This window comes from Pseudomonas sp. On1 (assembly GCF_033783325.1).
Genome location: NZ_JAWPOA010000001.1, coordinates 151,354 through 163,786 on the forward strand (window position 1 = coordinate 151,354; position 12,433 = coordinate 163,786).

A 12,433-nucleotide genomic window follows, 5' to 3' on the forward strand; every position below is an offset into this window, starting at 1 on the left:
GGTTCATGATGGTAACGGCCGACTCAAGCTTGGATACGTCAAAACGCAACGGTGAATTTCCCGGTTATCCTCGTCTATCGGTGCCGATTTTGATTGGCGGCTACTTATTAATTAGAGGCTCAGGAGAAATAGCATGAGCACGACAGATGATGGATTCCCTCGGCGGGTAAAAGAAGATCTACGGCGGGATGTTGGGGGTTACTGTTCAGCCCCATTTTGTGGGATTCAGACCTTTGTCTACGATCGGGCCAGGCGCAAAGACAAGCTGACCGGCGATGCTGCGCATATCTGCGGAGCGCGCCCTAATGCTGCCCGATATTACGATCTGCCAATGGATGTGGATCGTCACGGCTATGAAAATGGCATTTGGTTGTGCGCGGTTTGCCATCGCATGATCGATCACAGCGCTCACCTCTACCCAGTTGAAATGCTGCACTATTGGAAGCGCCTGGCTATCGCCGCTCACCAAACCGGGGGGCGCCGCCCTCAAGCTCTATTGGTTGGCAGTGATCTCACCCGTGATCATCAAAATGCGGCGCAATTCCTCAATGAGGTTTGGCAGGTCAGAGTGAGATTCCGGCAGGAGAAGTTCCGTGTATCGCCCGGGGATCGGTTCAACTCCACTGTAAAGTTCGACACGGAGTTCGCCAGACTGATTCGTAATCGGGCCGGAATGTACATGGCCAAGCCGTGGAATGCATACCATCCGCACTGGACTTTCACCCCGGAAATTCAGGTTTGGGAAAGTGAGATCGTTCGGATGGCTGGGCGCCTGGCCGAAATGCCTGCCCTGGCATTGATGGGTGAGGGAGTGTTCGATTTCTACCACCAGGTGGACGAAGAGGGGAATTTGGTGTTCCGCGACGAATCCACGAGGGCGCTGCACATCTTTGTGCAGATGCTGGAGCGCTTCGACGAGTTCCTGACGGATTACAAGGGGCCGCAGCAGAACCCCTATGGCTCCTCACCCTATGGTTTCTAGCAGGGGGCGACTGATTCGAGGTTGAAAGTCCTAGGGCCGGAGTAATCCCGGCCCCGCCGGAGCAGTCAAGCTACCGCCGCGGACTCCACACTCTGTACCGGGAACTCGGTTGGCTCCAGGGCCTGATATACGACTTCGCCGCCAATGGTCTCGTGCGCCAGCAGTTGCTCGACGATGAAATCTAGCTCTGGGCGGTGGTTCTCGATAAGGGCCAACGCCTTTTCGTACCCAGCCTTAAGCAGCGCATCCACTTTCTCCATAATGATCCGGGCATCGATCTCTATGCCGAGCTCTCGCATGGTCGCCAAGCTGGAGAGGCTTTCGTCATTGGACATCCCGTAACTGGTCACCATCGAGAGGGCTATCCTGGTGGCTTCTTTCAGGTCCCCAGCAGCGCCAGTGGATACTTCCTGAAAGACGTTAGATTCCGCAGCTCGGCCCGCCAGGACCATAGCGAGCTGCGCCTGAATCTCGGACTGCAAATGCAGGCGCTTGTCCTCGAGCGGAAGAATCAGGGTTACGCCTTGCGCAGGCCCACGGGGGAGAATGGTGACTTTTTCCACCCGTCCTGTGTTGAGAAGCGCGCCAACCAGTGCATGGCCAGCTTCATGAACGGCCACTCTACGGCGGTCCTTGGAGCTTGCCAGTTTCTGGTTCTCGTCCGCTTCACCCATGCGCTGGATCTCGATTGCTTCCAGGATGTGGTGCATTCCAACTTCGGTATCGCTGCTGCGAGCAGCGAGTAGCGCTGCGTTGTTCGCAACGAAGGCGATAGCCGCCGGCGTCAGCCCCATGCAGTTCTTGGCAAGGCGGTCATAGTCCAGGTCTTCTGCCGGCTTGGTCTTGCCCAGGTACAGCTTAAGCAAGCGAATTCGGTCCTCGAGCGTCGGAAGGGGGACATGAACTGTCCGGTCGAAGCGACCTTCCCGGCGCAGAGCTTTGTCCAGGGCATCGACATGGTTGGTCGCGGCAATCAGCATCACCCCTGCGTTCTCGCTAAACCCATCCAGTTCGGTGAGGAATTGATTGACGATGCGGTTCCCTTCACCATCGGCAAGGCGCCCTTGGTCGACGCGCCGGCCAATCCCGTCTATCTCGTCGATGAACAGGATGCACGGCGCTTTGCGGCGTGCCTCTCGGAACAGGCCCTTTACCTTCTGGATGCCAACGCCATAGAACATGCTGCTGAAGCTGCTGCCATTCGCTTCGATGAAGTTTACGCCACACTCATTCGCCAGCGCCTTGGCCAAGAGCGTTTTTCCTACGCCCGGGTCGCCAGTGAACAGAACACCTCTCGGTGGTCGCGCGTTCAGCAGGGCGAAATTCTCCGGGGTCCGCAGCCAGGCGGTCATGTCCATCAGAGTTCGCTTTGCCTCATCGCACCCGATCACGTCCTTGAAGGCGACCTTGGATGTCGCTTTTTTCCTTCGGATCGTGAGGTAGGGACTCAATATGGGCCAGAGCATGCACCCGAAGAAGAGGACCATCATCAGTTGAACCGCTACGTCCAGCGATCGGGCTGCGCTGATCTGAGGTCCAATCTTCAGTTCCTGAATGGTGAACAACGGAGTCTTTTCGTTGTAGATCAAATTGAGCAACTGCCGGGCGACTTGACCGAACTGATCGCTCACGACATAGGCCCGTTCGTCCTTGGTCGTGATGTAGATGTCTTCCTTACCGATGTCGGCTTCGATGACGTTCCCCTGACGGACATCTTCCATGAGGTTGTCCAGCGTTTTCCTGTTATCGGTCCATCGGGAGGGGTTCTTGCTGATCTGATCCATGATCGTTGCTTGTTGCTGATCAGCAGCCGTATCAGCGGCCTGGGGTTGCAGGAATTGGTTGTACGCCCAGTAGCCCCCGAACAGCACCAAGGTGAGTGCGCACCCGATCATGGACTGCACATACTTGTTGCGCATGGACCGGCGGATGCGGGTGAATAGCGAGTCTTTCATGAAGTTCCCTTTAGGCCGGGCCCAAGGCTGGCCCGCTGGTGATGAAAAGATCATGAGCAGGTGGAGTGTTCAAGCCATCTCCACCTTCTGAATAGCTGGCGCTTGGTCAAAAGCCCATGCCGAGCTGCTCTGTCATCTGGGTGGCCGGAGCAGGCTTGGGCTCTGGCGAATGGTCGCCTGCAGGCGCGTCTGCAGGCACGTACACCGGCTCCTTCTGCAGGCCCAGTTCAACCTTGATCTTTTGGACCGCAAGGTAGGCCTCGATGTAGGGACGGGTGTGTTCACCGTGAAGCCCACGAGTGCTCAGGTTGAGCCCGACCTTTCCACTTGCATCCGCCATGAGGTAGCGACGGCCATCCTTGATCACCTGAACGAAGCCCTGTGCGTATCCGCTCTCCGCGAAGCGGGTGAGGCGGTCTACTTCAGAGAAACGTGAGCACAGGCTTGTGTGCAGAACCTGCAGGTGATGCTCGGCTTTCTTGAGGTCGTCTTGCTTCGGACTTACGCCGGCCCATTCGAGGATAATGGCCCAGGTGCCGGATTGAGTGCGCGGCAGCTGGACTCCGGTAACCGCGGTGAACACTGCCTTGCCGACATTGTTCAATCCGTTTGCCAGGAACTTGAGCGCATACGCATCGCGCGCCAGGATCGCTTCGGCGAAATGCAGGTGATAGTCCCGCACCTGGATTTCTCGACCGGCGCGCCCGCCCAGCTCCTGAGCGTACATGGCGGCTATCCCTTCGACCGTATGGGTCTCAGGTGAGGTTTGGAGTTTGCGTGCTGCAGTCATCGTGTAGCCCCTGGCTGTGTTCAGAATGGACACAGTTTCAAGGCAGACGAAGCGTGCCAGAACCGCAGTGAAATGCCCAGCGGCGCTGGTAGAAGGCCTTATAGGCGCTGAACTTTTACCTTCAGCTTGATCTCATCAGCACCTATTCCGTTAGTAATTTCCATCTCGGAATTAGCCATGACGACCATGCTGCTGTTTAGACTTTGGATACGGAAGGATGCAGATTCAAGTTCGGTGTCTCCGAGTTTGAGTTTTTGCTCTCCGAGGACCTGAACGTAGCTACCATCGACAGAGACGGCAATTTTGTCGTCGGACGCTTCTCGAGCCGTAATATCGGCCATGAACCCAACGGGTACCTTTTCCTTCTCTCGAATCGGCTTGTCACAGGCGGGCTTGAAGGGATTCAACCAGCGGCTGATGCCTTCCCGGCAGGTCACCGTCACGTCGGCATCGATTTCCTTGAAGCGCCCATCGCTGAAATGGGCGGTAGCTTCGTTCGAGATTTCCTGGGTACCGCTGCTGACCACAATGCCGCCCATGGTGACTTCGGTCTGGATCGAGATGCGTTCGCCGGCGGATGCAGGCACCGAGATTACAGCGGCCGCGACTGCGGCCAGAGCAAACATGGGGAGTTTCGGCATTCGTTCTCCAAAGGGTATTTGAATCCCGGTTTGAGGGGTGAAGCACCTTTGCAGGTGCTTCGTTCACTGAGGCGGCTCATTACCTTGACAGATTGAGGGAGACTACTGTTCTTGCGCGACGGCGCTCCGCTTGCCGGCAGCCATGCAGCCGGCAACGAGCAAGATAACGCCCAGGACCCCGATCCCCATGGTCGCCATCAGACCGAAGATCCGATCCGGATCAGCGGCCATGTCTTGCTCGAACAACGAATACAGCCAGTCACTTTTGAAACGCCCGAAGTAGAGGGTGAGGCCGATAACAGCAAAAATGATCAAGCGAAGCATGATGATCTCCTAAAGGATTGCTTTGAGGTATTCAATTGCGGGAGCGAGTTGTTGGTGCGGATTGATCTGAGGACCATCCAAGAATCCGAGCAGCAGCTGGACATCGGAACAGAAGGCTCCCGAACACAAAAGGGCCCGCGGCAGCGAGCTGCTCATTTCGTATTCGGAGGAGGCTGACTCCCAGTTGCCGATCGGACTGACCTTGGCAATCTGTGAGAGGCAGCGTTGGGTGGTGATCCCGTTGGTGAGTCCACCTTGGATGGATAGGAGGATGGCCAGTTGCTTCTGAGGCGAAACCTCGGTGTCCTGGGGCTTGGTAGCGTCAGTGTTCTGGTTCATATGGATAGGAGTCCAATGGTGGAGACCCCTATCCTATGAAGTGGTGGCGGCCCGTACGAGCCAAGTTGAGGGGCTGAAATCCGTTGCGAACCGGGCCGGCGGACTCACTTCTTCGAGATGATCTCCAGTATCCGCACGAACAGGTTGATGATGTCCAGGTAGAGCGATGCCGCGCTGTCCACCGCGTTGTCGACGGTTCGCTCGATCTGGTTGGCCCGCCCCCAATCCACACCTATGTATCCACAGAAAATGGCTGCGACAATCCAGTCCATTACGCCCAGTTTTACGTCGAACACGAAGATTTGCAGCAGCTCAACCACGATCGTGATGCACAACGCCCAGAAAAGCGCACCCTCGATCCGTTTGAAGAAGGTTGGGAACAGCGTTCCAAGAACCATCATGGACATCGTGAGGAGTGTGGTGACACGGACTGCCGCGATGATGTTCTCCTGCGAGTGGCCGGGAATAAACATGACCAATACCAGGCCGATCGGAACCACGATCATGTTGTAGCCGAAGAAGCTAATGATCGGGTTCTTCGAGCTGAAGATGATGATGCAGCCGACGATCGCACTGACGAAGTATCCGATGATGAACACCAACGGGTTGATCGCTTTGATGGTTTCGGTCGGGATGGTTGCTACCATCCACCAGTTTAGGGCGAAGCCCCAGAGAAGTACCGCTCCGAGGATCAGGTTGTAAACCGATGCGGATATCTGGTGATAGCTGCCGGTACGGCTGAAGGTATCGTTCTTCAACATGATGGTTCCTTTCGCTCGACGTGTCCCCCATGGACATCGTCAGTTCCTGCATTGAATTATCTACCAGCCTGTGCCACCAGCTGGTTCATAGATTCGCCTTGGGTACTATGGAGTCTGCAACCTAGAGGTGCTCAACTACATCCCCAACCGGTGAGTAAAATACGGTTTTGTTGACGACATTAAACTCTCTATCTTGGTACGCAGCACGCCACATAGACTCCGGGACCTCGCAGCCCAGTTCGCGGGCCACCCCCTTGAAATAGGCAAGCTCCTGGGCATGAGAACGTGGGTCGTCGAGGTTGGAGTAAATGATCTGCTCATCATTGTATTGCTGTTCCGCAGGTGGCTCCGCGATGACTACTAGGTAGAACTCAGCCATTGGCTTGTCCCACCCAAGCTGGATTCGAACCATGCCGCGAATTTTTTCACAATGAATGCAAACAATGTGCTGGCTCATAGAAATCTCAAGGACGAATACTAAGCGGTAATAAAAAGTCAGACTTCGATAACTGGTGGTCAGTTGCAGGACTACATGGATGCAGTGAATCCCAACCCTCTAACCACAAATTCTTGGTCGGTCGTTATCAACACTGCGCTATAAAGGAAAAAGACTGCTGCGTATACGATAGCTCTAAAAAGACCACCCGATACAATTAGCTGTACCGCTCTAAAGGGCGTTAGCAGTAAAGGTGCGACTCTAACCCAAAATACAAAATAGCTAATGTTTGTTAGGGACGCTTGTGAAAGCTGTGAGGCACTGAATAGCAGGCTCGATGAAATCTGAAAGTAGATTTGCATGCATCCCCACGCTACGATTAAAAATAAAAGCAGCATGTCGATAGGGATTTTGGCATGAGACTGATTACTTCCTACGGGGCTGCGCGGCTTTTTAACTTGGCCAGGGATTTTGCAGAGTGGCATAAAAAATTCTTCTATGTGTGAACTTGGCGTTTTGGCGCTTCTTGGTTGAATGCATTAGAACTTTATGGAACTAGGCTCATCCGCCAGTTTGAAGCGGAAGGACATGATTGGCCCGCGTTTAATGCCTTCCCAAATAGTGATTGTATTCGAGGGCTGATCCGGTACCACCAATGTGCGCGCAAGCAGTGTGAGTTCCTTTGCCTGGTCGAGCAGCCACACTGGTACATAATCTGGCTCAGGGCGATCTGCGCCGATGAATAGCAGATACACCCGCTGAAGCTCGGTGCTGTAAGCAACCCCTACATTCTGTTTGCCCATGAAGTTGGGATAACAGATCAACTCATATCGATCACTGTCCGCGCAGACACCATCGTTGAGGGCGTGACGATACTCGGCCAACATCCTTTCTGCTTCCGAATATGCGTCAGCAATGGGGGTTTTCCCCTTTCCACTGAATGGTAACGAGTCGCTGAGAGTGAATTTTCCTGTGGGCGTATCAGACATTTGCCATTTCCTGCATTATCGCCGGCGCGAATAACACGCCTCTTTAAAGGCCCAAGCCCCACACTTGGGGGGGCTTGGGATTCAACAGACGGGCTTAACCGATCAGGATGCTTTGGCGAGGTGAGGAGCCTGGGCCACTGGTGTGAGGAGTTCGACCAGCGCGGACTGCTGTTTCACGTCGAGCTTCCTGAAACGGGCAATTAGGCGAAGTTCATCGGCGGACAGGCCTTCGCCGTTCGCTGCAGGAAGGTTTTCATTCCCTTCCTCAGATTCGACCTCGAGGCTCGCTTCGAGCCGGGCAAGGATTTCTGAGTTCATGCTGCGGAAGTTCCCCCGGGCAACGTCCGCGATTTTGTTGCGCATTCCGTCCGGGAAGCGAACCACGAATTTGTCTGCGATTCGTGAGGCATAGAGTGGGAATTGACTGTTGCTCACTTTCTTTCCTTCATTCTGTCCACGTTCATGCGACTGAGGACCTCTCAGGGCAGTCCATGGGGTTGGTAGTCTATCGGCCCGCTGGCGTTATTCGAGCCAAACCGAGGCCCGGGTTTTCAGGCTGTACTTCTGAAGCGCCTGGTCGTCGTCGGCCGGCGCTAGTCTGGGATCGGGTTGGTTTCGTTCTCTTCGCGGATAGCGCGGCACAGGTTCAACAGCGCTTCACGGACTTTCGGGGAGCGGCCGCCGCCGGAGAAGGGCACACAGAACTCCACGTCCGCCATTTCACCCTCGTCGCTGATCACTGCTACGCAAACATCAGAGTCGCCGTCCAGGATCAACCGCAAGCGTCCTTTGCCCATATCCTCCCTGCGTTCGAAGAATTCACCCAGGGGAAGCGGCAGCCCTTGATCATCGGTCTGCTGCTTGAGCAGTGCGCGGGCAGCCTCAATGACCTGACCGCCGAAGAGTGTGTCGCCGAAGCGGCCTCCGTCCTCGGTCAGCGTTTCTGCGGCTTCTTCGATTGCCAGGCTGGTGATCAGGACCATGGTTTCATCCTCGTAGTTCGGATTTAAAGAAACAGCGCCAGCTGCCCGATCAGGGCATTTCGCTTGTCTTCTTCCTTTTTCTGGAACTTTGCTTGCAGGGTTTCGACCAGCGCATGGGGGTCATTGATGATCGGCATCAGACCGTGGAACCACGCCTGGTTGCCCACGCGCATCATCCGATCCCACTCTCCCAGGCTGCCCTTGTAGAGGGTTACAGTTCCGAGACCGACCAGGTAATGGACAACGCCCGAGGGGTTATCCAGCACCGAGATTCGGTTCAGGGCATAGTCGAGGTCGAACTCCCAGAACAATGCCGCACCTTCCTCGTCGATCTCGAACTCGTCACCGACGTTCGCGTTCTGAACGATCTTGCCGTTCGGAAGAACGGTGGTGTCTTCCCAATCCACGGCAGCAGCTTCCACGTTGCGGAATCCACGCCACGCGGCGAAATATTCCTCATCCGCGAAGGGAACCTCTGCACGGAAGGACACGTCCTTCTCGGTGTACTTCGGAATCGAGGCAAGATCGGGAATGTCGTAACGCTTGCCTTGCTCGTAGATCTCTTTCCAGGTGCGCAGGGCCATGAAGCTGCGTTGGTACTGGTACCGGCCCCAGAGGCAGTCCAGAGCGATCAGCTGGCGGTGGTCGAGCAGGTGGAAGCGCGGAGCAATACCCAGCTTGCGTGCAGCGATCTGCTCCCGGACTTGGACCGTCAGAATCAGGCGCAGCAGCTCCAGGGTATATTCCGGGGCGTAGGCGTTGGGAACGATCTTGATGGTCCCGGTTTCTTCGTTGATGGTGCGCGCCAGCCAGCAGCGCGCAGACGGATCGAAGTGTCGCGCCAGCATGTAGTTCCGCAGGTCGAGCAGGGGCTTCATCCAAGCGTGCTTTCCGCCCTCAGCCGAAATCATGTTTTCGGCGCTGGTGTCCTTCGAGATACGTCCGCAGGCCCAGCAACCTGTCCTGGCGGAGCAGGGTGGGCGGTTCTGCTCCCGGCCCGAGATGTACTGGTTGACCATGCAGTCCCCGCCGTTGGCGTCCCGGTAGATATCAACCAACTCTTCGAAGTCGGAGTAGGCCTCAATCTTCTCGGAGCGGACGTGCCCGATGTAGGTGAAGATTTCGAACGCATCCCATTCGGCGATCGGGCTCAACACGAGTTGACCATCTTCCATCGCATCGACAGCTTCCGTAGAACTCTCACCTCGAGCCTTCATCCGTGCAGCGCGCTGCGCGCTTTCCTCGAAGCGTGTGCCGATCAGGCTTACCAGATTTGCGTCTTTCGCTTTGACTCCATCCTTTTCGGCTATCCAGGCACGCACTTGGCGCTTGATTCGGTCCAATGCTGACTTCTTCATCATCTGTTGGCACTTGGTGTTGTTGCCCACCGACATGATCGTGCGGCCGGACAGCAGGCCAACGAGATAGTCGTTGGACAGATTTGGGGAGGCCACCCAAACACGAGTCTCGATACCGGCAGTTTTGGCGTAAGCCTTGATCGCCCTGATCTGGCCTTTGTTGTAGATCTCAATCACTGGATTTTCGAGACCTGTGTTCGAATGGATTACGTGCAGTGCCGGAACACTGTGGCCTTTAGCGATCAGATCGCGCAGGGCGGTAAACGCCAAATTCAGTGTCACGCTGCTGTCCTTGCCTCCCGACCAGGCCACCACTAGGCGACGACCTTCGCGCACCTGCTGCTTGATGGCCTCAACCGCGGCTTTCACCTTCTCGTCGAAGGTCAGGTCCACCACCTGCAGAAGAACCGGGGCAGGCTCTGCGGCGTCGAATAGGCCGGCTTGAATCGACTGGGTCAGTTTGGTTTGCGCGGAGGTCATGGTGCTGGGCTCACTGCGATGAATATCGGAATGAGCCCAGTTTCAGGGGCACCCGGTTGTGCCAGAACCGGCGTAGAGGAAAAGTTTCGAGTTGCTGCTCAGGGGAGATATGGGGGCCGCTGGATGCAACTCAGGGGCAAAGTTCAGTGCCAATAGCTGGAGTTGAACCAGGGATAGGGGGCAGGCGCCCCCTCAGTTTACGGAAGGGCTGATCAGGAGCCGAGATTGCGGTTCAGCCAGGCTGGACCAGCACTTTTGGGACTCGCACTACAGGGCCCATCTCTTTGGCGACGATTGCGCGGCAGGCGGCCACCTTGATGCCCTTGTAGGTTTCAAAGCTGGTGCCAGAGTCGAAGCAATGAGCGCTCCCCCAAAACTCACCTTGGCGGCTCGGGTCCCCGGATTCGTGGTTGCCCAGGACGATGACGCGCTTCTCGATCAACGGCCCAAGTTGGCTCCAGTTGCTTGAGGGGCTGTACTTGTCGCCGATCTTGGCCATCATGCCGCCAGGCGCTTTATCCCAGATCCAGTAGCCACCATTCGCGGTATTTCCGAAAGCCATCGGGTCGTACTGTATCGGCAGGCCTTCAATCGTTGCGATTGCCCAGTCCAGTGCCGCGCCGAGCAACTCGTCAGTTTGTACTTCAACCATGTTCATCGTTGTGATCCATCTTCCTGATACGCGCTCTTGGGGGGTGGCTAAGCGATGACGCGATTCAAGAGGATCGCCGGGGCGGTGAGCTGGGGAGTTTGCTTGGCCGCTGTAATAGACAGGATGCCCTTGCTGCAACTGATCTGCAGAATGGCACCCTGATCGTCACGCGCCAGGATGGACACGCCCATCGACATTGCGACGTCGAAGCGCGTGGCTCCAGAAGTCACGGTGTAGCCGAGGGCGGTGAGTTGCTGGAGTGGAGAATGCTGCAGGTTCATGGCTCATTACTCGCTTGTGCGTTGATGTAGCCATGTTCGAGCTGCTCAACCTGTGCCACCACCAGCGGCTGAAGTTTCTTTCACCCCCTTCACTCAGTCGATGAATCGACGGAACTGACCGCTTTCCGGGTGCTTTGCCATCGGCAGAAGGCGATCCGCTTCTGTGGGTTCCTGCAGCTCTCCGTCCCTCAGCACGCAAGTCATGAGACCATCGACCGCATCGCGCAGTACGTCGTTGAGATTTCGCAGGTGCAGTGCTTCTTCCTCATCACCATGAAAGGCCGCTTGTTCGCAAAGGCCTACGAGAAGCATGGAATTCGCGATGAGGGACAGGGCCTCCAGGGACATCTCCAGATTGCGCTGGCAAGCCTGCGATGCGACCTCCACACGGTCTGCTTGCGGCAGAACCATGGCAACTGCACCGTTGTTGTACTCGCGAAGCTCCCAGAGACCTCCAGAAAACTTGCCCTCCATCAGCGAATTCATGACCGAATTCAGGTTGTTTGCGAAGTTCGAGCTTTGGCGACCGATCTTCAGTTCCAAATGCTGAACAGCATGCTCATTGGGGATTACGCGGTAGGACACGTGGAAGACTCCAGGACGATGAGCCCCGGTCAGCCCGGGGCGAAGGGGTTAGATGGTGCTCGCGACCGGGGTGGCGACCAGTTGGGAGGTGATGATGTAGTGCTGACGATGACCTTCAGCAGTGGGTTCCGGGCTAGAGCCCGCCTCTTCGTAGAGGTTGCGGATTGCCACTTCCTGGGCGGTTCCCTCATCCGCACAGCGCACGTGATAGACAGAGTCATCGTCATCATCTGCGAGTCTGCAGGTCACGGCATACAGGCTGCCATTCGGGTCCACCTCATGAACGACACTGCGCAGAGGGACGAGTGCCGGAGTGGAGGGCTGGATCGAATCATTGAGGGCTTTTGCTAGACGCTCGATGTGCTCTTGGCAGCCGCTTGAAAGTACCTCGATCGGAGAGTCCGGGTTGTCGGTGTTTACGCAGAGCTCCCAGGCAACCCCAAGCCAGGTGCTGACGCTACTGGCAGCGCGATAGAAATTCTGGTGCTCACCTGGAAGGAGGTTGACCTCCTCCTGGTCATAGATGAGGACATGCTCGTCGTCATAGAGCAGTGCAAGCCCAGGCGCCAGGCCCACGTCGTGTCGAATGCTGCTCAGCAGATCTTGGTCCTGGGCAGGATGGATCGACCTGAACAGGATCGGTGTGGCTGGATCATCAGTGTTCTCCAGCTGGCCAACCTGGCGGGTGAATGCGTTCGTAATCTTCATAGGTGGACACCTGTGGCCGTTGTGTTGATGAGGTCATTACACGGTGGTCAGGGGTGTGCCAGAAGCGGTTCGTGAATTGGAGACGGGTACTTTGGTTGGTGCCAGCTATACAGGCGGAATAGCCTCATGGATGCAAGGTCGTCGCGCCTTGCCAATCCCTAACAGGAGG

The 12,433-nt window shown here is 56.3% G+C and carries 16 protein-coding genes; 1 reads left to right on the forward strand and 15 read right to left on the reverse strand.

Annotated elements, in window-relative coordinates; all coding sequences use genetic code 11:
- Positions 1 to 133: 133 nt before the first annotated feature.
- Positions 134 to 982: a hypothetical protein gene (locus tag R5C80_RS00910; RefSeq protein WP_319049709.1), complete on the forward strand. Its 849-nt coding sequence runs from the start codon at positions 134 to 136 to the stop codon at positions 980 to 982.
- Positions 983 to 1,047: 65 nt separating this feature from the next.
- Here the strand turns inward: R5C80_RS00910 and R5C80_RS00915 are convergent, their stop codons facing one another.
- The 15 genes from R5C80_RS00915 to R5C80_RS00985 form a co-directional block, all read right to left on the reverse strand.
- The gene (locus R5C80_RS00915) at positions 1,048 to 2,901 is read right to left on the reverse strand and encodes an AAA family ATPase (RefSeq protein WP_319049711.1); all 1,854 of its coding nucleotides are present in this window, start codon (positions 2,899 to 2,901) and stop codon (positions 1,048 to 1,050) included.
- 142 nt (positions 2,902 to 3,043) lie between these two features.
- Positions 3,044 to 3,727 carry a hypothetical protein gene (locus tag R5C80_RS00920; protein ID WP_282853694.1) on the reverse strand — a complete coding sequence of 228 codons (684 nt, stop codon included), beginning with the start codon at positions 3,725 to 3,727 and terminating at the stop codon, positions 3,044 to 3,046.
- Positions 3,728 to 3,825: 98 nt separating this feature from the next.
- On the reverse strand, positions 3,826 to 4,368 hold the full coding sequence (locus R5C80_RS00925) for a hypothetical protein (protein WP_319049713.1): 543 nt from the start codon (positions 4,366 to 4,368) through the stop codon (positions 3,826 to 3,828).
- Between the two features lie 102 nt (positions 4,369 to 4,470).
- Positions 4,471 to 4,692, reverse strand: coding sequence for a hypothetical protein (locus tag R5C80_RS00930; RefSeq protein WP_272837664.1), 222 nt, complete (start codon positions 4,690 to 4,692; stop codon positions 4,471 to 4,473).
- A gap of 9 nt (positions 4,693 to 4,701) precedes the next feature.
- A complete protein-coding gene (locus R5C80_RS00935) occupies positions 4,702 to 5,031 on the reverse strand; it encodes a hypothetical protein (protein ID WP_209418922.1) in 330 nt (109 codons plus the stop codon).
- Positions 5,032 to 5,135: 104 nt separating this feature from the next.
- Entirely contained in the window at positions 5,136 to 5,792 is a 657-nt protein-coding gene (locus R5C80_RS00940) for a Bax inhibitor-1 family protein (RefSeq protein WP_282853696.1), read from the reverse strand.
- A 121-nt stretch (positions 5,793 to 5,913) separates the two neighbouring features.
- On the reverse strand, positions 5,914 to 6,204 hold the full coding sequence (locus R5C80_RS00945; RefSeq protein ID WP_319049714.1) for a hypothetical protein: 291 nt from the start codon (positions 6,202 to 6,204) through the stop codon (positions 5,914 to 5,916).
- Positions 6,205 to 6,767: 563 nt separating this feature from the next.
- Positions 6,768 to 7,217, reverse strand: coding sequence for a hypothetical protein (locus R5C80_RS00950; protein ID WP_319049715.1), 450 nt, complete (start codon positions 7,215 to 7,217; stop codon positions 6,768 to 6,770).
- Between the two features lie 102 nt (positions 7,218 to 7,319).
- Positions 7,320 to 7,652 (reverse strand): Arc family DNA-binding protein, encoded by a 333-nt coding sequence (locus tag R5C80_RS00955; protein ID WP_172688617.1) that lies wholly within the window; start codon positions 7,650 to 7,652, stop codon positions 7,320 to 7,322.
- A 158-nt stretch (positions 7,653 to 7,810) separates the two neighbouring features.
- Positions 7,811 to 8,200, reverse strand: a complete 390-nt coding sequence (locus R5C80_RS00960; protein ID WP_010794398.1) for a hypothetical protein — start codon at positions 8,198 to 8,200, stop codon at positions 7,811 to 7,813.
- 23 nt (positions 8,201 to 8,223) lie between these two features.
- Positions 8,224 to 10,038, reverse strand: a complete 1,815-nt coding sequence (locus R5C80_RS00965; RefSeq protein WP_319049716.1) for a phosphoadenosine phosphosulfate reductase family protein — start codon at positions 10,036 to 10,038, stop codon at positions 8,224 to 8,226.
- Positions 10,039 to 10,270: 232 nt separating this feature from the next.
- On the reverse strand, positions 10,271 to 10,690 hold the full coding sequence (locus R5C80_RS00970) for a phage protein NinX family protein (RefSeq protein WP_319049717.1): 420 nt from the start codon (positions 10,688 to 10,690) through the stop codon (positions 10,271 to 10,273).
- Positions 10,691 to 10,737: 47 nt separating this feature from the next.
- On the reverse strand, positions 10,738 to 10,971 hold the full coding sequence (locus tag R5C80_RS00975; protein WP_209418917.1) for a hypothetical protein: 234 nt from the start codon (positions 10,969 to 10,971) through the stop codon (positions 10,738 to 10,740).
- A 93-nt stretch (positions 10,972 to 11,064) separates the two neighbouring features.
- Entirely contained in the window at positions 11,065 to 11,556 is a 492-nt protein-coding gene (locus tag R5C80_RS00980; protein WP_209418916.1) for a hypothetical protein, read from the reverse strand.
- Positions 11,557 to 11,604: 48 nt separating this feature from the next.
- The gene (locus tag R5C80_RS00985) at positions 11,605 to 12,264 is read right to left on the reverse strand and encodes a hypothetical protein (RefSeq protein ID WP_319049718.1); all 660 of its coding nucleotides are present in this window, start codon (positions 12,262 to 12,264) and stop codon (positions 11,605 to 11,607) included.
- Positions 12,265 to 12,433: the final 169 nt, after the last annotated feature.

What these genes read in the sequence shown, in the direction of transcription:
- R5C80_RS00910 (WP_319049709.1), top strand. Translation starts at nt 134, where the DNA reads ATGAGCACGACAGATGATGGATTCCCTCGGCGGGTAAAAGAAGATCTA.
- R5C80_RS00915 (WP_319049711.1), bottom strand. Translation starts at nt 2,901, where the DNA reads ATGCGCAACAAGTATGTGCAGTCCATGATCGGGTGCGCACTCACCTTG.
- R5C80_RS00920 (WP_282853694.1), bottom strand. Translation starts at nt 3,727, where the DNA reads ATGACTGCAGCACGCAAACTCCAAACCTCACCTGAGACCCATACGGTC.
- R5C80_RS00925 (WP_319049713.1), bottom strand. Translation starts at nt 4,368, where the DNA reads ATGCCGAAACTCCCCATGTTTGCTCTGGCCGCAGTCGCGGCCGCTGTA.
- R5C80_RS00930 (WP_272837664.1), bottom strand. Translation starts at nt 4,692, where the DNA reads ATGCTTCGCTTGATCATTTTTGCTGTTATCGGCCTCACCCTCTACTTC.
- R5C80_RS00935 (WP_209418922.1), bottom strand. Translation starts at nt 5,031, where the DNA reads ATGAACCAGAACACTGACGCTACCAAGCCCCAGGACACCGAGGTTTCG.
- R5C80_RS00940 (WP_282853696.1), bottom strand. Translation starts at nt 5,792, where the DNA reads ATGTTGAAGAACGATACCTTCAGCCGTACCGGCAGCTATCACCAGATA.
- R5C80_RS00945 (WP_319049714.1), bottom strand. Translation starts at nt 6,204, where the DNA reads ATGGTTCGAATCCAGCTTGGGTGGGACAAGCCAATGGCTGAGTTCTAC.
- R5C80_RS00950 (WP_319049715.1), bottom strand. Translation starts at nt 7,217, where the DNA reads ATGTCTGATACGCCCACAGGAAAATTCACTCTCAGCGACTCGTTACCA.
- R5C80_RS00960 (WP_010794398.1), bottom strand. Translation starts at nt 8,200, where the DNA reads ATGGTCCTGATCACCAGCCTGGCAATCGAAGAAGCCGCAGAAACGCTG.
- R5C80_RS00965 (WP_319049716.1), bottom strand. Translation starts at nt 10,038, where the DNA reads ATGACCTCCGCGCAAACCAAACTGACCCAGTCGATTCAAGCCGGCCTA.
- R5C80_RS00970 (WP_319049717.1), bottom strand. Translation starts at nt 10,690, where the DNA reads ATGGTTGAAGTACAAACTGACGAGTTGCTCGGCGCGGCACTGGACTGG.
- R5C80_RS00975 (WP_209418917.1), bottom strand. Translation starts at nt 10,971, where the DNA reads ATGAACCTGCAGCATTCTCCACTCCAGCAACTCACCGCCCTCGGCTAC.
- R5C80_RS00985 (WP_319049718.1), bottom strand. Translation starts at nt 12,264, where the DNA reads ATGAAGATTACGAACGCATTCACCCGCCAGGTTGGCCAGCTGGAGAAC.